This is a genomic window from Dinghuibacter silviterrae (assembly GCF_004366355.1).
Classification (GTDB): Bacteria; Bacteroidota; Bacteroidia; order Chitinophagales; family Chitinophagaceae; genus Dinghuibacter; species Dinghuibacter silviterrae.
Genome location: NZ_SODV01000002.1, coordinates 1,141,846 through 1,158,464 on the forward strand (window position 1 = coordinate 1,141,846; position 16,619 = coordinate 1,158,464).

Annotated in this window: 16 protein-coding genes; 10 read left to right on the top strand and 6 right to left on the bottom strand. The window is 57.5% G+C overall.

Annotated features, from left to right (window positions below; all coding sequences use genetic code 11):
• Positions 1-5 precede the first annotated feature (5 nt).
• Complete coding sequence (locus EDB95_RS21950; protein ID WP_133997336.1) at positions 6-1,097, bottom strand: helix-turn-helix domain-containing protein; 1,092 nt, start codon at positions 1,095-1,097, stop codon at positions 6-8.
• Positions 1,098-1,180: 83 nt separating this feature from the next.
• Between EDB95_RS21950 and EDB95_RS21955 the strand changes: the two genes are divergently transcribed.
• A complete protein-coding gene (locus tag EDB95_RS21955; RefSeq protein ID WP_133997339.1) occupies positions 1,181-1,966 on the top strand; it encodes a glycosyltransferase family 2 protein in 786 nt (261 codons plus the stop codon).
• On the opposite strand, the gene EDB95_RS21960 is transcribed toward EDB95_RS21955, so the two are convergent.
• On the bottom strand, positions 1,930-3,525 hold the full coding sequence (locus EDB95_RS21960) for a hypothetical protein (protein ID WP_133997342.1): 1,596 nt from the start codon (positions 3,523-3,525) through the stop codon (positions 1,930-1,932). The genes EDB95_RS21955 and EDB95_RS21960 overlap by 37 nt on opposite strands.
• A 63-nt stretch (positions 3,526-3,588) precedes the next feature.
• On the opposite strand from EDB95_RS21960, the gene EDB95_RS21965 reads away from it, so the two are divergent.
• Both EDB95_RS21965 and EDB95_RS21970 read left to right on the top strand, forming a co-directional pair.
• Positions 3,589-4,740, top strand: a complete 1,152-nt coding sequence (locus EDB95_RS21965; RefSeq protein ID WP_133997345.1) for a sensor histidine kinase — start codon at positions 3,589-3,591, stop codon at positions 4,738-4,740.
• The gene (locus tag EDB95_RS21970; RefSeq protein ID WP_133997348.1) at positions 4,737-5,447 is read left to right on the top strand and encodes a LytR/AlgR family response regulator transcription factor; all 711 of its coding nucleotides are present in this window, start codon (positions 4,737-4,739) and stop codon (positions 5,445-5,447) included. Before EDB95_RS21965 ends, EDB95_RS21970 begins: the two co-directional genes overlap by 4 nt.
• Here the strand turns inward: EDB95_RS21970 and EDB95_RS27365 are convergent.
• Together EDB95_RS27365 and EDB95_RS27370 are read right to left on the bottom strand one after the other, a co-directional pair.
• Positions 5,416-5,571 carry a hypothetical protein gene (locus tag EDB95_RS27365; protein ID WP_162852722.1) on the bottom strand — a complete coding sequence of 52 codons (156 nt, stop codon included), beginning with the start codon at positions 5,569-5,571 and terminating at the stop codon, positions 5,416-5,418. The genes EDB95_RS21970 and EDB95_RS27365 overlap by 32 nt on opposite strands.
• Before the next feature lie 60 nt (positions 5,572-5,631).
• Complete coding sequence (locus EDB95_RS27370) at positions 5,632-5,892, bottom strand: hypothetical protein (protein ID WP_162852723.1); 261 nt, start codon at positions 5,890-5,892, stop codon at positions 5,632-5,634.
• Between the two features lie 60 nt (positions 5,893-5,952).
• Between EDB95_RS27370 and EDB95_RS21975 the strand changes: the two genes are divergently transcribed.
• Genes EDB95_RS21975 through EDB95_RS22005 form a run of 7 tightly spaced genes read left to right on the top strand, consistent with a single transcriptional unit; the run spans position 5,953 to position 14,293 of the window.
• Entirely contained in the window at positions 5,953-7,350 is a 1,398-nt protein-coding gene (locus EDB95_RS21975; protein ID WP_162852724.1) for a lipopolysaccharide biosynthesis protein, read from the top strand.
• 42 nt (positions 7,351-7,392) lie between these two features.
• Entirely contained in the window at positions 7,393-9,012 is a 1,620-nt protein-coding gene (locus EDB95_RS21980; protein WP_133997353.1) for a hypothetical protein, read from the top strand.
• Complete coding sequence (locus EDB95_RS21985) at positions 9,009-9,968, top strand: glycosyltransferase family 2 protein (protein WP_133997356.1); 960 nt, start codon at positions 9,009-9,011, stop codon at positions 9,966-9,968. The genes EDB95_RS21980 and EDB95_RS21985 overlap by 4 nt, the downstream gene beginning before the upstream one ends.
• A complete protein-coding gene (locus EDB95_RS21990) occupies positions 9,955-11,088 on the top strand; it encodes a glycosyltransferase family 4 protein (protein WP_162852725.1) in 1,134 nt (377 codons plus the stop codon). Before EDB95_RS21985 ends, EDB95_RS21990 begins: the two co-directional genes overlap by 14 nt.
• The gene (locus EDB95_RS21995; protein ID WP_133997362.1) at positions 11,079-12,218 is read left to right on the top strand and encodes a DUF1972 domain-containing protein; all 1,140 of its coding nucleotides are present in this window, start codon (positions 11,079-11,081) and stop codon (positions 12,216-12,218) included. The genes EDB95_RS21990 and EDB95_RS21995 overlap by 10 nt, the downstream gene beginning before the upstream one ends.
• Positions 12,160-13,368: an O-antigen ligase family protein gene (locus EDB95_RS22000; RefSeq protein ID WP_162852726.1), complete on the top strand. Its 1,209-nt coding sequence runs from the start codon at positions 12,160-12,162 to the stop codon at positions 13,366-13,368. Before EDB95_RS21995 ends, EDB95_RS22000 begins: the two co-directional genes overlap by 59 nt.
• The gene (locus EDB95_RS22005; RefSeq protein ID WP_133997368.1) at positions 13,358-14,293 is read left to right on the top strand and encodes a nucleotidyltransferase domain-containing protein; all 936 of its coding nucleotides are present in this window, start codon (positions 13,358-13,360) and stop codon (positions 14,291-14,293) included. Before EDB95_RS22000 ends, EDB95_RS22005 begins: the two co-directional genes overlap by 11 nt.
• On the opposite strand, the gene EDB95_RS22010 is transcribed toward EDB95_RS22005, so the two are convergent.
• Together EDB95_RS22010 and EDB95_RS22015 are read right to left on the bottom strand one after the other, a co-directional pair.
• Positions 14,263-15,066 carry a class I SAM-dependent methyltransferase gene (locus tag EDB95_RS22010; protein ID WP_162852727.1) on the bottom strand — a complete coding sequence of 268 codons (804 nt, stop codon included), beginning with the start codon at positions 15,064-15,066 and terminating at the stop codon, positions 14,263-14,265. The two genes, EDB95_RS22005 and EDB95_RS22010, sit on opposite strands and share 31 nt — an antisense overlap.
• Positions 15,063-16,535 (bottom strand): B12-binding domain-containing radical SAM protein, encoded by a 1,473-nt coding sequence (locus EDB95_RS22015; protein WP_133997373.1) that lies wholly within the window; start codon positions 16,533-16,535, stop codon positions 15,063-15,065. Before EDB95_RS22015 ends, EDB95_RS22010 begins: the two co-directional genes overlap by 4 nt.
• Between the last annotated feature and the right edge of the window lie 84 nt (positions 16,536-16,619).

A 16,619-nucleotide genomic window follows, 5' to 3' on the forward strand; every position in this document is an offset into this window, starting at 1 on the left:
CAGACCTATTCAATACCGGATTTGATCAGAAATTCTTTGGGGCTTACCCCGCTGATGGCCTTAAAAGCCCGTTGAAACGTCGGCAAAGAATTGAACCCCGACTCATAGGCCAACCCCGCGATCGTCCTCTCCCTGGCCCCACCTTCCAGCAACTTTTCCTGTACTTCCTTAATCCTGTACCCGTTGATATATTCGTTTACACTTTGCCCCAGGTGTTGGTTCAACACGGTCGATACGGTTTTCGTGGGTACGCCCGCCTGTTTGGCCAGCTGGGCCAGGTTAAGGTCGGGGTTCCGGTACGCCTTGTCCTCTTTCATGATCTTTTCCAGCGTGCGTATCGTTTGCTGAGCCATCGTCTTTGTGAGCAATGCACCCGACACCGGCATCAACTGGGAAGACAAATATCCCTTGATCCCCAACCAATAGCTCAGGACAGTCATGGGAATATAGAGCGGATACCAGTCGAGGTGATCCAGCATCCAGTTGCCGCTGGCTGGAAACTCATAAGGGATCAGGTTGATCAGCCAGATGACCTGGAAAACTGTAAGACCCGTCAGGAAATGCCGTATCCAGCGGGTACTATCCGGCGCGCCCTTTAGCATCTTCCACCCCGCCAGGACGTATACGGTCACCGAAATCCACCGGGGTATATCCACGTACACATTATAGGAATCGATAAAATTTCCCCAGGCCCCGCCCCCGGGTTTTACCCGCCCGAACGCCAGCAGTACGACATAAATGCAAACCGTGATCACGGGCACCAGGTCCAGAAGAACGGGCACAAAATGGATCCGGTCCCGTTTCCGGAACACAAACCGGGGATCCAGGCACGCCCGCACATACAGATAGGCCAACGGGCCAGCCGCCATGACCAGGAAAAAAGGGACAAAGTTCCCGACCAGTATGAGTACCAGCCCTTTGTCCCACCACCCTTCGTCGTTGCCGTACACCCTTAGGGTCGCCAGGGTAATCACCAGGATCAATGCCCCCAGCAGCCGGTTGGCCTGCCTGTGCCGTTTGGAGCGAAACAACAGGACGCAGCTGACGATGCCTTGCAGACAGCCCAGGAGGAGGATGGTGCCCAGGAAGACCTTCATGCGTCAAATCTACTGATTCTGCCCGCAAAGCGGGCGGGCGGCCCCGCAACCCCGGGGGCACTCTTTTCGTACTTACGAGCAACATGCTCCAGCACAAAAAGATCGTCGTCGTCCTCCCGGCCTACAATGCCGCCCGCACATTGGAGCGGACCTATCGTGACATTCCTTTTGACATCGTCGACGAGGTGATCCTGGTGGACGACGCCAGCAAGGACGAAACCCTGGCGGTGGCCCGCCGCCTAGGCATCCGGCACATCATCGAACACGATTGCAACAAGGGCTATGGGGGCAACCAGAAGACCTGTTACCAAAAGGCCCTGGCGCTGGAGGCGGACATCGTCATCATGCTCCATCCCGATTATCAGTATACGCCCCGGCTGATCCCGGCCATGGCCTCCCTGATCGCACAGGGGGTGTACCCGGTCGTCCTCGGGTCGCGGATCCTTGGACGCGGGGCCATCAAAGGGGGAATGCCCCGGTATAAATATTTTTTCAACCGGGTGCTCACGCTGGTCCAAAATATCCTGATGGGGCAGAAGTTAAGCGAATACCATACGGGTTACCGGGCCTTCTCCGCCCGGGTACTGGCGGGTATCGATTTTAAACGGAACAGCGACGGTTTTGTTTTTGACAACGAGCTCCTGGCCCAGATCTGTATGCAGGGTCATGAGATCGCGGAGGTCACCTGCCCGACGGCCTATTTCCCGGATGCCTCCAGCATTCATTTCAGGGCCAGTGTCGTCTACGGGCTCGGCGTCCTGCGCGTGGCACTCAGTTACCGGCTCCACAAATGGGGGTTGCGTCAAAGCACCTTGTACGGCGAAGGCGAGCGTCAATGGCTCCCCATGGTGTCCACCTCATACAGATAAAGGTTACTGCCTTTCTCAATCGCACCATCCCTGAAGTCTATTAACCGCACCTGGAAACCGGGGCCGGCTGCCCGCTCCAGTTCCGGGGGGGAGGCCGTGGAGATGAGGTACAGCGCCCCCGGTCCGAGGCGGCGCGCGCCATCCACATAACGGTCCGGTCGTTGAAGCCTGGCGGCAAAGTCGCCGTCCCACCGGAGGAAGGCCCGTTTTTCCCCGAGGTCTATACAGTAAAATGCGCTGTCTGTAAAGGCGGCAAGGGGGTTGAGGGCCCAGTAGTCGCAGACCAGTCGCGCGCCTACGGGAACCTCGCCCACCAACTGGGGAGCGGTATCCGCCCGTGAAAAGGGACGATGCCCGTCCTGCCAGACCGCAAAAACGGCGGCGGGTATTTGCAGCGCCAGAAGGAGGAGGGCCGGCCATCGGCGGGGCCTGGCGGGAGCGCCGACACCGCCGCGGGTGTCCGCGTCGCTGCGGCCGCCGCCGTCGCGGGCCGTCCCCACCCAAGCTGCCGCAAACCACCCGATCAGCAGAAATCCGGTATACCTGGCGCTGGTCAGCGGGAACACGAGCCCGGCAAGAAGCGTGACGATAAAATTGATCGCAAAGAGCACCCTGCCACGGGGCGTCAAACCCATCCAACCCAACACGGGCCCTGCCAGTGCGCCAAAAAGGGCCAGGCTCTTCCAGCCGAGGAGGCATTCGGTGTTCCACCAGTGGTCCTCCCACCAGGCGGGCATGGGGAGAAATGCGCGGAGTGGTGCTTGAAGGGATGGCGTCAGCCGGTGCAGGTCCCAGTGGTGGAGCCAGAAACCGGCGTTCATCTGGCTGTCACCCGGAGGCAGTATGAAGAAGACCGCAGGCAACAGGACCACGAAACCCAGCAGGTGGAGCGACAGCTTCCGGCGCGACGTCTTCCGCGGCGACAGGAGGAACCAGGCGTGAAAGCTGAACGCGAGCAGCAAGCCCAGGAGGTGGGTGTTGGATAGCAGCAAGAGCAAAAGGTAGTACAGCCAGACGCGGAAGCGGGGGCGCGCCCCCGCGCCGCGCTCAGTGGGAGTGGAGCCCCCGGCCTGCCGTCCCGGGAGCGCGGGCTCGTCGGCCCCGCGCTGAGCAGCGGGCAGCATCGGAGCCGCGCGGGCCAGCACGATGCAAATGCAAAACGCCAGCAACACCCCGATGGCATAGTTCCTGCTGAAGGCCCCGTATTCATACAACAAGAAATACCCAAAAGGCGCCAGCAGGCGGGCAAAGAGCGGCAGCGGCGAGCGGAACAGCAGCAACCCCATCGCTGCGCAGGCGATGACGAACTGAAGGGGTTGCATGGCCCGGGGGTCGTGGGTCAGACGGGTGAGGGGATATAGGAGGAGGTACCACAGGGGGGGATGTCCTTCGTAGCGCATGTTGTGGAACAGCGCGGCGAGGGAACTGCTGGCTTTGACGATGTTCCAGCTGTGGATCTCGTCTCCCCAGAGCTCGTGGTGGGTGATCGTATAGGCCAGGAGGGCTACAAAAAGGATGCCCGCCAGGCCGGTAAAAGTTTGTCGGAGATTGTCCTGCATTGGTCGAATTCCCTCGTTCTTGTGGTAACCGCTGTGTAGTTTTATGGAAAAGGTACGCACAATATGGAATACGATAATGACCGCAAAAGGATGCGCGGCCCCCGGGCGGTGTCCTTGTTCTGGCTGCCCCTCTTGCTGATTTACCCATTGGTCAATAGCGTTACCCTTTTTCCGAGAGACGCCCGGATGTGGATCATCCTGTTTAATATCAACCTGGCGCTTTGGCCGGTGTATATGTTGTATGCCCGGGAGGCGGTATGGGGGCACCTGATCGCGCGGCGGTTTGGGATGTTTGGCTTGCTGAGTGTAGGGCTTTTCGTCTTGATCCATGGCCTGGTACTCGGCGTGTATGCCTTACTGTCCCTTGCCCCCTTAAAAGAGGTGGAAAAGGCGTTCTTTATGTATTCGACACCGACGTTTGTCAGGGAAAGCATCTGGATCCTCATCAACATGTTTTTGTCGGTGGTCATCGCCCTTGCGCTCCGGTTTGTGGAAGACAAAGAGAGCGTCACCCAGGCGCAGGAGGAAAGCTTTTTCTTCAAGCTTCGCTACCTGAGGTCGCAACTGAACCCGCATTTTCTTTTTAATACCCTCAACAGCATCTATTCCCTGAGTCTTCAAAAGTCGGACAAGGCTCCGGAGGTGGTGGTGCGGCTGGCCGACCTGATGCGGTACCTGATCTACGAATGCAACGAGGAGAAGATACCGCTGGAGAAGGAAATTGCTTTTATTCAGAATTATATTGCGCTCGAACAAATCCGGCACAAGGCGGACATCCGGTTTAGCGTGGAAGGGGATCCGAAGGACGTGATGATCGAGCCGTTTATTTTCCTTGCCTTTATAGAAAATGGCTTTAAACACGCGATGGACAATGATTATGCCGAACCGTTCATCTACATCACGCTAAAGATCGGGCAGGGACGGATTGTGCTGAACGTCATCAACAGCACGGAGGCGGACATCGAATCCCAGGCGAAGCGCATCAACGGCAAGGGCATTACGAACAGCAAGAGCCTGCTGGACCTGTTGTACCCGGGCTCCTATGAGCTGGACATTATCCAGACGGACAAAGAGGCTTCGCGTCAAAGCGCGCTCAGGCTGCAACACGCCAAGGAAAGGCTGGAAACCCTTTATCCGGATGCTTATCACCTGGACATCATGCTCAATAAGAACGCCTTCACCGTATCTTTAATCCTCAAATCCAAGGTGGCTTGATCCGTTGTATCATCGTAGAGGACGAAGAGCTGGCGCAGGAGGTGATCCGGCGTCACCTGGAACGCATTTCTTCCTTTGAACTGGTGGGGGTTTACCGTACGGCGTCCGAAGCCCGGGAGGCGTTGAAGCAAAGCGAGGTCGACCTGATGTTCCTGGACATCCGTTTGCCGGGGATGAGCGGTTTGAGCTTCCTGAGCACGCTTCCCGATCCGCCGCTGGTCATCCTGACCACCGCGTATGCGGAATATGCCCTCGAAAGCTATGAGTTCAACGTGATCGACTACCTGTTAAAACCCATCTCTTTCGACAGGTTTTCCAAGGCCCTTCAAAAGGTGGATGCGGGCAGGCTGCTCAGCCGTCTGCCCGATACTCCAGGGGAGGACTTTATGTTTGTAAAATCCGGCGGGAAATTCTTCCGGGTGAATTTTGCGGAGGTCATTTACATCCAGGGGATGCGCGACTACCTGAAGATCGTGGCGGAAGGGTACACGGTGGTCACCCTCCAAACCATGGGCGATATGGAAAAACAACTGCCCTCCGGGCGCTTTATCCGCGTCCACCGGTCCTATATTGTGTCCATCTCCCGGATCCGCAGTATCTATGGGAATTCGGTTACCCTGGCAAAAGGAGAGATCCCGATCGGTCTTGTGTATAAGGAAGCCGTGATGAAGCTGGTCAGCTCCCCCGGGTCCCGCCCGTCTTCATGATCTTTTTACTGCCACCCACGGCCTTGGCGGTGGCCTTGACGATGAATTTGGATCCCCCGGCGGCACCGCCGGCGTTTTTGCCGTCTTTTTTTCCTTTTCCTTTGTTATTAACGGGTAGTGACATAGGCCATTTAATTTTGGTAAAGATAGGTAATCAACCTATTGGATGCGCTTATGTGGTCTTTTATGCACCTTCCAGTGCCTTTTTGAGCTGCCCCTCGATCTGTCCACAGGACAGAAAAAAAGGCTTTTCCTCTATGTGGATCTGCAGGTTCTGGTCTGCCAGTTGGTAGCTGCCGGTGATCTTGCCGACGGGGGTGGAGATCTGAAATTGCCCTGCCTTGGCGTCACCGGTGAGGGTTCCGCCGATGCCGCTGATGGACTTGCTCATTTTTTCGACCAGGCTTTCGGGGCTGGTGGTCATCGGGAAGGTAAAATCGCACATGGCGCAAATGTACTGATGTCCTGCGCAACCCACACGGTTTTTCCCCGTACTTTGGAGGCGATGCCTCGGTTTTTCCGGCACATATCGGCCAGCGCTTTGCAATTCGGCCTTAACCAGGCCTTGGGGGTCCTCCTTTTCTTTGCCCTTTCCCGGGGGCTCTCCAAGGACGTCTTTGGCGAGCTGAACTGGTCGCTGGCAGTTTGTCTGACGGGGTATACCCTCCTCGGGATGGGCTTGGATGCCCTGGTCGTCAAACGGATCGCGTCGGGTGACGATCCGGGGGCCCTGCTGTCTATTTACCGGGCCCACGTGGGTTGGGTGGGGGTAGGGGCTTATGCCGGGGTCCTGATGCTTTGGTTTCTGTTCCCCGGTTTTTTCAAACCGCACCTGTTCCTGCCGGGGATCGCGTTGGCCAAGACCTTGCTTTTTTGGGCGCTTCCCTACAAACAACTGGCGGCGGGTAAAGAGCGGTTTGGGATCCTGATGAGGATGTCGATCGTATCCACCGTTGTCAAGACCGCGGCGATCCTGGTGTGTTGGGCGACGGGGAATTGGTCGGTGCCGCTGCTGACCGGCATCTTTATCGCGGGGGATGCGGCGGAGTGGGGGGTGAGCTGGTACCTGGGGCGAGGGCTGTACACAGCGACGGCGACGCAGCGCCTCTCCTGGGTGGCCCTTGTCCGGGAGTCGCTCCCCCAGGCCGGTGTCGTCCTTTTTTCCTCCGCACTTTCCCGCTTCGACTGGATCTTCATCGGCATTTTCGTATCGGCGGCACGGCTGGCGGAATACAGCTTTGCCTATAAGGCTTTCGAGGTGGCGTCCCTGCCGTTGCTGGCGCTGGCTCCTTTGCTGGTGCCCCTTTTTACGCGCTGGGTCCGGGAAATGACGTCGGACAGGGCAGAGGTGCTCCACCGCCTTCTCCGGGCAGAACTGGTGATGGCGTGGGGAACCGTCCTTTGGCTTAACCTGGCCTGGGTGCCCGTGGTGGACCCGCTGACGGGTGGTATGTATGGGTCGGTGAACGTGCGGACCATTTTCCTGTTGTCGCTTTGTCTCCCGGTGACTTACCTCAATAATTACCTATGGACAATTCACTTTGCGCATGGCCGGCTGGGTTGGATCCTAAAGGCGTTTGCCGTGGGTTTTGTCCTGAACGTGGTGGGGGATGTTTTGTTGATCCCCCGTTTTGGGAACGAGGGCGCGGCGGTGGCATTCCTGGGCGCTATATTCGTGCAGACCTTGTTGTACCACAAGGGGATCGAGGAGGTGAGCGTTCCGGAGGCCTGGGGAACACAGGTGTTGTGTGCGCTTTGCGTGGGGGGCGCGATGGTGGGGACGGCGTGGCTGACCGGATGGGCGCGCTTATGCGCCGCCAGTTTGCTTTACCTCGTGGGCCTGGTGCTTACGGGCCGCATCCGTCCCCGGGATTTTTTTTATCTGCGTCTTCGATTTGTATAAACAGGCAACCTTGCCCGTGTCTCTCTCGTATACAAAAGGGAGATGATCGATGAATTGACGACAGTTGCCGCTCCCCTGGCCCCGCACCTGAGCAAACGGAAAAGACGCGCTCTGACATGGACCCCGCCCTTCTTGCACGGGTCCATTGACGTAGGGTTGCTCCTTTTTCTGCTGTTGTTCCTGGACGTAAAGGTGGCGGTCAAGATTCCTGCGCTCATCCTGGCGTTTTTGTACCAGCCGGCATTTTCCAAAAAGATACCGCCGTTTTATATCGGGATCATTCTTTTGACGGTAGTGGAGTGGCTGTTGCACCGGGGATCGGTGCCACCGCACTATGACCTGGTGGCTGCGCTGGCGTTGTTTGGCTGGATTTTGTGTGCGGGTGCCGCTCAACAGGTGCGCGGGTTTTCGGAAGGAGACGTCGAGCGCACGCTGACGGTCTTTTTTCTCATCAATATCCTCGTATCGCTTTGCGAACTGGGCCGGATTATGTGGGAAATAAAGGCGCTCAACCCCTATCTCTACCAGGGGATGTACCAAAAATATTTTATCCGCACCGGTGACTTCATCCGGGGCGTCACCTTTGATACGTCGACCACCAACGCATTGATCAACGCCTTCGGCGTTGTCTTTTTTCTGACCAGGCGAAAAGGGTGGATGATGCTTTGTTGTATGGGTTGTCTGCTGCTTACGGGCAGCAATTTCACCAACCTGTTGTTGCTGGTGGTGATGGCGTGGATGTTCATCTTCCGGTCGGACCGGTTGCAAAAGGGAGGCATCGTTCTGTGTGTGTTGATGGGGGTCATCTTTATGGGCAAGGTGACGCCGCAGAACCAGGCCTATGTCGACGAGACATTTGACCGGTGGATGCACCGGACGCAGAACGACCAGGCTACTACAGCGGGCGCCGGTCCATCGGACCGTGAGATGTTTGCCCGTCACTACATGGACAGTGTACAACAGGCGGGCATCGCCAGGATAAAGGCGCAAACCGTGGCCCCGGCCTGGACCGCCAAACCCGAGATCCCGCAACCCGACATCAATTCCGCGCCGTATCAAAGCCGGGCCGATACCACCGACGAACAACGCCGGGTACAGCAGTTTGTCGCGGCGCACCTTTCCGGTCTGCCGCGGTCCTCAGCCACGGGCTTGCCGCAGAACGGCCACGTGCCTGGGAAGGTACTGGCATTGAAGGACCTCGTTTCGTTTTACCGGGAGCATCCCACCAGGGTGTTTTTGGGAGACGGCCCGGGGAATTTTTCCAGCAAGCTGGCGTTCCGGGCGACCGGTCTGGGTGTCGCGGGCGGGTACCCGGGTCGTTGGACATACATCCACCCGGATTTTTTAAAGTACCACCTGGATCTTTTCCTTGCCTATTTCTCCAGGCCGAAGGAAAGCCACTCCCTGGTCAATACCCCGGACAGTGTGCCGGGGCAGTTGCTGGGGGAATATGGGCTGCTGGGCCTGGGGCTTTTTGTGGGTGGGTACCTGGTTTTTTTTGCGCGCAAGGCTGTTCGGGCCGACCGGCTCAGGGGAAAGACCAACGCGGCGGCCTGGCCCCTGCTGGGGTTGATGGCGGGTGCGTTTTGCATGGGTTATTGGTTTGAACAATTGTCGATAGTGGTGTTATTCGAACTCATGATTTATATGGACGGCGTATGAAACTCTCTGTATTGATGCCCGCATACAATGCGGAACGCTATATCGGACAAGCCATCTCCTCGGTGCTGGGCCAGACCTTTGCGGATTTTGAATTGGTGGTGGTGGATGACGGGTCTACGGACGGCACCGCGGAGGTCGTGCAATCCTTCAGGGATTCCCGGATCGTGTTGATCCGGCAGGCCAACCAGGGGATAGCGGGTGCCCTCAACACGGGGCTGGGTATCGCCCGTTCCGGGTTGATCGCGCGTTTTGACGCGGACGACATCTGCTATCCTTATCGTCTCCAGCGCCAGTACAGTTTTATGCGGGAAAGCCCGGACTATGTCCTGGCGGGGTCCATGGTAGATTATGCGGACATGGAAGGCCGCTTTGTATTTACCTACCGCCCGCCCGGGAACACCGACCGGGTGATCCGGCGGCTTTCCTATAAGATCTGTCCCTTCATTCATTCCAGCGTCATTTACCGGAGGGATGCGGTTCGCTCCCTGGGGGGCTACAACGTCCACGCGCATGGTTTTGAAGACCACTTGTTGTGGCGCAGGCTCATCCGTGTGGGCAAGGTCTACAATATGCCCGAGGTGTTGATGCGGGTGCGCTTCAATCCCAATTCGCTGACCATGGACGAGACCTGCCGCAGTCCCTTGTACCTCCACACCAAGTACGAGGCTTTGCGCAAAGAGTCCATACACGCCGCAGAGGGTAAACTGCTGCTGGAGGTCATCAAGTCCCAGGAGCAAAGCGGCGAAAGAGAACAGGCCTACCATGTCTTGCTTGCCAAAAAATATTTGTGGAACAATGCCCAGCCCCGGAAGGCCAGGGAACATGCACGCAGGGTCCTCTCCGACCGGCACTACACCCGCAAAGGTTTGTACCTGCTGCTGTTGTCCTACCTCCCCGGCCGGCTGCTGGTCTTTTTATACCGGACGCTCAACTTCTCGGGTTATGAACGGAGCTAGACCAGTGACGATATTTGTGGATGCCCACAGCCTGGACAAGGGCTACCAGGGGACGCACAGCTTCCTGAGGGAGTTGTATGCGGAGCTGCTCGACCGCTACCCGGGGCTGGACATTTATTTCGGGACGTATGACCCGGATTGCATACGGCGGGTTTTCCCGGAGCTGCCGGACACGCATATCCTCCCCTATAAAAAGACATATCCGGGCTTCGTCCGCTTTTTGTACGACATACCCCGGTACCTCCGGAAGTACCGGTTCGACTATGCGCACTTTCAATATATCGGCGTGCCCTGGCGGACGGCTACGCGTTCCATCGTCACCCTACACGACGTTCTTTACCTGGATTATCCGGGTGATTATCCCCTATTGTACCGGTGGATCCGGAAAATACTTTTCCGGGACAGCCTCCGGCGCGCAGACGTCATGACCACCGTGTCGGATTATTCAAAGGGGCGCATCGCCCGGCACTACCGGGTCCGGGAAAAGGACATCCACATCATTCCCAACGCGGTGGACGTGGGCCTGGCGAGGGTCTTCTCCAGCCGGGCCGAAGCGGAAGCGCGGGTGCGACGGGAGTTTGGTTTGGACAACTTTATCCTTTGCGTCAGCCGTGTGGAGCCCCGCAAAAACCACCTCTTGCTCCTGGACGCCTACCGGGCTTCCGGTCTGCAAAGGCAAGGGATCGCCCTGGTGCTGATCGGAGCCGCGTCCATCAAGGTGCCCGGTTTGCAGGAGCGGCTGGACCGGCAGGGCGTCCTTTGGCTGGAGGCCGTAACACCCGAAGACCTTGCGGCCTTTTATAAAGCCTGCCGTCTTTTTGTCTATCCCTCCCGGGCGGAAGGGTTTGGCATCCCGCCCCTGGAAGCCGCGTTGTGCGGGGCGCCTGTGCTCTGCTCCCGGAGCACGGCCATGGAGGACTTCCGTTTTTTCGATCCCTATACGTTTGATCCCCGGTGTACGTCCGAGCTCACGGACAAGCTCCTGGACATGATCCATACCCCACCAGGTACGGAATATCTCCGGCGGGTGTCGAACGAAGTTTCCCGTTTATACTCGCGGGCGGAAAGTGCCCGCGCCTTCTATACGATCATACAGCAAAACCGTTTGGCATGGAATTGAACATTGGCATATTGGGCACCAGGGGCATCCCCAACCACTATGGCGGATTTGAACAAGTGGCCTCTTATCTGTCGAAGGGGCTCGTCGGGAAAGGGCATACCGTCAGCGTCTACTGCCCCCACGATCATCCCTACCAGGAGGATACCTGGGAAGGCGTCCGTCTCCTGCGTAAGTACAATCCTCCCGGTACGCCGGGGCAATTCATATACGACCTGGAATGTCTGCTGGACGCAAGGCGGCGGAATTTCGACATCCTCCTGCTCTTAGGCTACACCAGCAGTTCGGTGTGGGGGCCGCTTTATCCGAAAGGGCCGGTCATCATCAACAATATGGACGGGCTGGAGTGGAAACGAACCAAATATTCCCGGCCGGTCCGGGCGTTTCTGAAATATGCCGAAAGCCTGGCGGTCCGTTACAGCCATCACTATATCGCCGACTCCCTGCCGGTGCGCGACTACCTCCAGTGGCAATACGGCATCAGGAGCCGCTACATCCCCTACGGAGCGGAAGTGTTTTCGAAAAAAGACGAAGGCTACCTCTGGGACTGGGGGCTGACCCCGGGAAGTTATTCCCTGCTGATGGCCCGTATGGAACCGGAAAACAACCTGGCGATGGTCCTGGAGGGTTTTCGCAGGGCCCGTACGGAGCAAAGCCTCCTCGTCGTGGGCGATACCTCGAACGGGTATGGCAAGATGTTGGTCAAGCGCTTTGGACAGACACCGCGGGTCATCTTCGCGGGCCCGCAGTTTGACCAGGCGAGCCTGCATTCCCTGAAGACCTTCGCGCGGTATTACTTTCACGGGCACAGCGTGGGCGGTACCAATCCCTCTCTCTTGGAGGCCATGGCTTCCAAGGCCCTCATCGCCGCGCACGAAAACCCGTTCAATAAGGCAATCCTGGGCAGGGATGCGTTTTACTTCTCCGACCCGGCGGGGGTTGCCCGTATCTTCGAACGCGCCGTTTCCCCTATCCCCGAGTCGGAAATGATCGAGAACAATTTCAGAAAAATCGGTGCCTCCTACAACTGGGAGAGGATCACCTTGGAATATGAACAATTCATGTACGCGTGTTATGCTGAAGAACGTGAGCTTATACCTCATCCTCCTGTTCCTGGTCTGTCTCCCGCTTGACCATTTCTACAGCGAGGTGGCCCTGATTGCCCTTACCGGCCATACGATGTTGCTGGCGAGGAGGGAGGACTGGGAAAAATTCCTGGACCGGAGGGTCCTGGCCCTGCAGTCGCTTTTCGGGGTGATCCTGTTGGCGACGTTGTACAGTCCGTATAAAGCACTCGCGCTCCAGGATGTCTTCCAGGCGTTGCCGCTTTTTCTTTGCCCCTGGTTGTGTGCGGTGCTTCAGCCGGTGTTGATCGCTAACAGGGACCGTATTTTCGGTGGATTGTGCCTGTCTTGCGTGGCCGTCTTGCTGTATTTGTACGGGGATGCATTGTACGCGATACACTATTTCCACCTGCCGCTCCGGGAACTGTTCTCCGACCATTTTGTCAACCAGCAATTCACCGAACCCCTGGGGGTGCACGCGACCTACCTGTCGATGTATTGCGCGCTTTCCCTGTTCTGGTGTATCCGTCGCGGCCTTGTCGCACGGCGGCCGCTCTTGTATTTTTGTGGCGCCCTCCTTCTCTCCTTCGGTTTGGTACAGCTCAGCGCCAAGTGCGTATGGGTAGTGCTGGTGATCATGGGCGCGGTTGTCTTCCCCTACTACCTGACGAGCAGCAGGCAGCGGATATATGCCTTTGCCGCCGCGGGTGTTGCCGCGCTTATACTGGGCATCGTCCTTTTGCAGAGTGGTTTTTTCCACAAACGTATGATCGACGACTTTAGCCGGGACCTGGTCGCGAACAAAACTGTCAACGTGGAAAATCAATCCAGGATGGTCCGTTGGGGTGCGGCCTGGTCCCTGATCCGGTCCGCCCCGGTGGCCGGCTATGGTTGGGGAACCGAGCGCCCGTTGCTCCAGGATGCGTATTTCCGCCAGGGTCTGTATGAGCCCTACCTGCTCGGGCTCAACGCCCACAACCAGTTCCTTCATTGGTGGATCACCACCGGGTTGCTCGGGTTGTTGGTCTATACCGGCCTTTTAGGTGCGGCCCTTTACACGGCGTTCCGCGCGCGGGACCTTCTTTGGACCGGGTTCCTGCTCCTGGTCATCGTCGTATCCCTGGTCGAGAACATATTGGACGTCCAGCAGGGTCTGTTTTTTGTGAGCTTCTTTTTCCCGTTTTTCTTTTTTTCAAAACGTACGCTCTATGGACGATAAGGCAGCCATCCTGGTCACCCTCGGGTATTTCGACCTTTTCCAATACCCGCTCACGGAGCGGGAGGTCTTCTTCTTTTTGCCCCGGCCTATTCCACCCGCCGCCTTCGAACACGCCTTGGGAGAACTGGTGGCGGAAGGCGGCGTGTTTGCCTGGGAAGGTTTTTATTTCCTGCGGAACGAACCCGAACTGGTGCACCGGCGGAAGGTGGGGAATGCGCGTGCCGCCCGCATGCTCGTGACGGCCGGTCGTATCGCCGCCTTGTTGTCCCATTTCCCCTTTGTGCGGGCGGTGGGTGTTTCCGGGTCGCTGTCCAAACAGTACGCCGACGAGACCTCGGACATCGACCTTTTTATCATTACCAGCCCCGGCCGTCTTTGGATGGCGCGCACGCTCCTTCACCTGTTTAAAAAACTGTCGTTTCTGGTCCGGCGCCAGGACTGGTTCTGCATGAATTATTTTATAGACGAATCCGCCCTGAAGATCCCCGAGCAGAACATATACACCGCGATCGAGATCGTTACCCTTTTGCCGATGCGCGGCTCGGGTGTGTTTACCGCTTTCAGGAAGGCCAATGCATGGACGGATGATTTTTTGCCCAACAGCTACGGCCGTCTTGTATTTAGCGAGGAGAGCGGTCCGTCATGGGTTCGCCGCGCTTTTGAATGGTTCTTTTCCGGCTCTTTCGGGGACCGCCTTGACGGCTGGCTCATGCGCGTCACCGACAAACGCTGGCGCAAAAAAACAAATGAAGGCCGGCGCAACAACCGCGGCATCGTCATGACCATGGATGCCAGCCGTCATGCGGCCCGCCCCGATCCCACCGGTTTCCAGCAGGGTTTGCTTGACGCCTACGAGCGCCGCTGTGGGTTTTTATTGAGGAAATACCAGGTGGGTTACGATAATTTGCGCAAGGAGATGATGTAGTAGTCCCCGATATACTTCCAGGGCCAGCGTCTCCGCTTTTTCTCCTCCAGGCCCTTCAGGTAGGCATACAGCCCCGGCCGTTTTTCCGCAAAGCCCTCGATATAGGAAGGCGGCACCAGGGTGCACAGCCCCTCCAGGTCCAGGGTTTCAAAGTCCTTCCCCAACGCCTTTTGTACCACCGACGGCCAGTAATACCAGCAACGGAAAGGAAAGCCTTCCACCTTTGCCTTTCGCCCGCCCCGGGAAAAGAAACGGCGGAACGCCGTTTTGAGCTTCCCTTTGGCAACGAGCAACGTCTCCCACAGACAAAAAGGCGGCAGGATCACCACCGTCACTATGCCCCCGGGTTTCAATAAGGGGGGAAGCGAGGCAATAACTTTCGACAGGTCTCCCGTACAATTGAGTCCGGCGAAGTTGGAAAAAATAAGGTCGTAAGGTCCCTGATTCCGGAGCGTGTCCAGGGCAGTAAAAGAGCAAAGCTCGTACGAGATGCGGTCGTTCAAACCCCGGGCGGCTACCTTTTTGGCCAGTTGCTCCAGCATGCCACCCGACAGGTCGGTCGCATGTACCTGGTGCCCCATACCCGCAAAAAAGATCGCGTCTTCGCCCGTTCCACTGTTCAGCTCCAGGATCTGGCTGTTTGGCAAAAGGTTCGACAACACGTGTGTGCGGACGCGCTCGCGTTTATACTGCACGATCGTATTGCCCGAATAAAGGGCATCGAAAATAGCCGATTGCTTGGAAAAGGCGGCTTCTGTGAGTGCTTCGTTCAATGGTCTAAGTGTTGCAACTTTAATTTGGCCAGGTGGGCGGCAGGCAGGTAGTACAAGATCGATGCCATTTTTTTCAACCGGGCCACCGACAGGCGGTAGGGCCTCCTCCATAGCTCCAGCATATAATGACGCGCCAGCTGCCCACGGTGTATCCGGTGGACGTACCGGTAAAGTTGTTTGTAAAAGGCTGGGGGATAGGCCCCTGCGAACATCATGGCCAGGTCGTCCGAGTCTGACCAGTTCTCTTTGGCCCCCAGGGAAGCCTTCACCTTTTCATAAAACCCAGTGCCCGGCAGCGGATAGGATACCGAAATACCGATCTCGTGCGGCAGCAACCGGCGGATCAACCCGATGGTCAGGTCGATGTCTTCCCTGGTTTCGCCGAGGTAGCCGAACTGTATAAAAAAACTGGGTTTGATACCATACTCCTTGAGCAGGTGCGTCGCCTGTTCGATCTGACCGATCGTCGTGCCCTTGTCCATGGCATCCAGGATCTTTTGGGACCCGCTTTCCGCCCCCATCCATACATTGTCACACCCCGCCCGGGCCAGGTCCCGGATCTGGTCCTCCGACAGCAACAGGTCCGCCCTCGACTGGATCTTGAACCGGAACGACAACCCCTCTCTTTCCACCGCGTCCGCAAACGCCTTCATCCACCCCGGTTTGAGCCCGAAAATATCGTCGCAAAACCAGATGTGATCGAAGTTGTATTCCTTCTTCATTCTTTTTAGCTGCTGCACCACATGCTCCGCCGAGCGGGCCGTATACCGGTTGCCGTAGATCGGTTTGGCGCACCAGTTGCAATGGAAGGGGCAACCCCGCGTGGTGGCCACGTTTAACGAGAAGTAGCCTGCGTTCTTTATCCAATGGTGGCGGTATTGATCCATGTCTACCAGGTCGTAGGCGGGGTAGGGAAGGGTTTCCCAGTCTTTCATGAGGGGGCGGGAGGGGGTCTTCTTTGTTGCTGCGGCGGCGTTTGCCGCCGGGGCCGCGTAGGCCAGGCCCTTGATTTCGCTCAGGTCCTTCTGCCCCGCCTCCAGGGCCTCCAGCAGCTCCATGAGCGTATTTTCCGCCTCGCCGTTGATCACGAAGTCCGCCCCTTTCTCCAGGTAGGTATCCAGATGATCCGTGGAATCCGAGCTCGACACGATAACCGTACACCCCCAATCCTGCGCGATGCGCATCATTTGGAAGGTGGCATCCCGCATATTGGTGAGACACATCTTGGTCAGGTAGTTGAACCCGTCCGCGTAGACCACGAAATAATCCTGGCGTTTGCTTTCAAGAAAGGGCAGCATCTCTTCAGGGCTCCGGGCGAACATCGTATCGAAAAAAGAAACGTTGTATCCATGCTCCCGCACCATCGCGGCGGCGTACAAGGCACCCAGGGGCGGATAGGGGAGACCTGCCTCCGCTTGTTTGGGATCAAGCCCCAGAAAGTAGGGGTGGGTAAATAGAATATGCTTCATCAGACTGTGGGCGCTTAGGGCTAAGTACGAAAGGGGAGGAAAAAGGTTGCGCAACCCTGGCCCTCTTGTGGCCGTAATTACCTG

Coding starts and splice junctions, on each gene's coding strand:
- EDB95_RS21950 (WP_133997336.1), bottom strand. CDS start 1,097: ATGAAGGTCTTCCTGGGCACCATCCTCCTCCTGGGCTGTCTGCAAGGC.
- EDB95_RS21955 (WP_133997339.1), top strand. CDS start 1,181: ATGCTCCAGCACAAAAAGATCGTCGTCGTCCTCCCGGCCTACAATGCC.
- EDB95_RS21960 (WP_133997342.1), bottom strand. CDS start 3,525: ATGCAGGACAATCTCCGACAAACTTTTACCGGCCTGGCGGGCATCCTT.
- EDB95_RS21965 (WP_133997345.1), top strand. CDS start 3,589: ATGGAATACGATAATGACCGCAAAAGGATGCGCGGCCCCCGGGCGGTG.
- EDB95_RS27365 (WP_162852722.1), bottom strand. CDS start 5,571: ATGTCACTACCCGTTAATAACAAAGGAAAAGGAAAAAAAGACGGCAAA.
- EDB95_RS27370 (WP_162852723.1), bottom strand. CDS start 5,892: ATGTGCGATTTTACCTTCCCGATGACCACCAGCCCCGAAAGCCTGGTC.
- EDB95_RS21975 (WP_162852724.1), top strand. CDS start 5,953: ATGCCTCGGTTTTTCCGGCACATATCGGCCAGCGCTTTGCAATTCGGC.
- EDB95_RS21980 (WP_133997353.1), top strand. CDS start 7,393: ATGATCGATGAATTGACGACAGTTGCCGCTCCCCTGGCCCCGCACCTG.
- EDB95_RS21985 (WP_133997356.1), top strand. CDS start 9,009: ATGAAACTCTCTGTATTGATGCCCGCATACAATGCGGAACGCTATATC.
- EDB95_RS21990 (WP_162852725.1), top strand. CDS start 9,955: ATGAACGGAGCTAGACCAGTGACGATATTTGTGGATGCCCACAGCCTG.
- EDB95_RS21995 (WP_133997362.1), top strand. CDS start 11,079: ATGGAATTGAACATTGGCATATTGGGCACCAGGGGCATCCCCAACCAC.
- EDB95_RS22000 (WP_162852726.1), top strand. CDS start 12,160: ATGCTGAAGAACGTGAGCTTATACCTCATCCTCCTGTTCCTGGTCTGT.
- EDB95_RS22005 (WP_133997368.1), top strand. CDS start 13,358: ATGGACGATAAGGCAGCCATCCTGGTCACCCTCGGGTATTTCGACCTT.
- EDB95_RS22015 (WP_133997373.1), bottom strand. CDS start 16,535: ATGAAGCATATTCTATTTACCCACCCCTACTTTCTGGGGCTTGATCCC.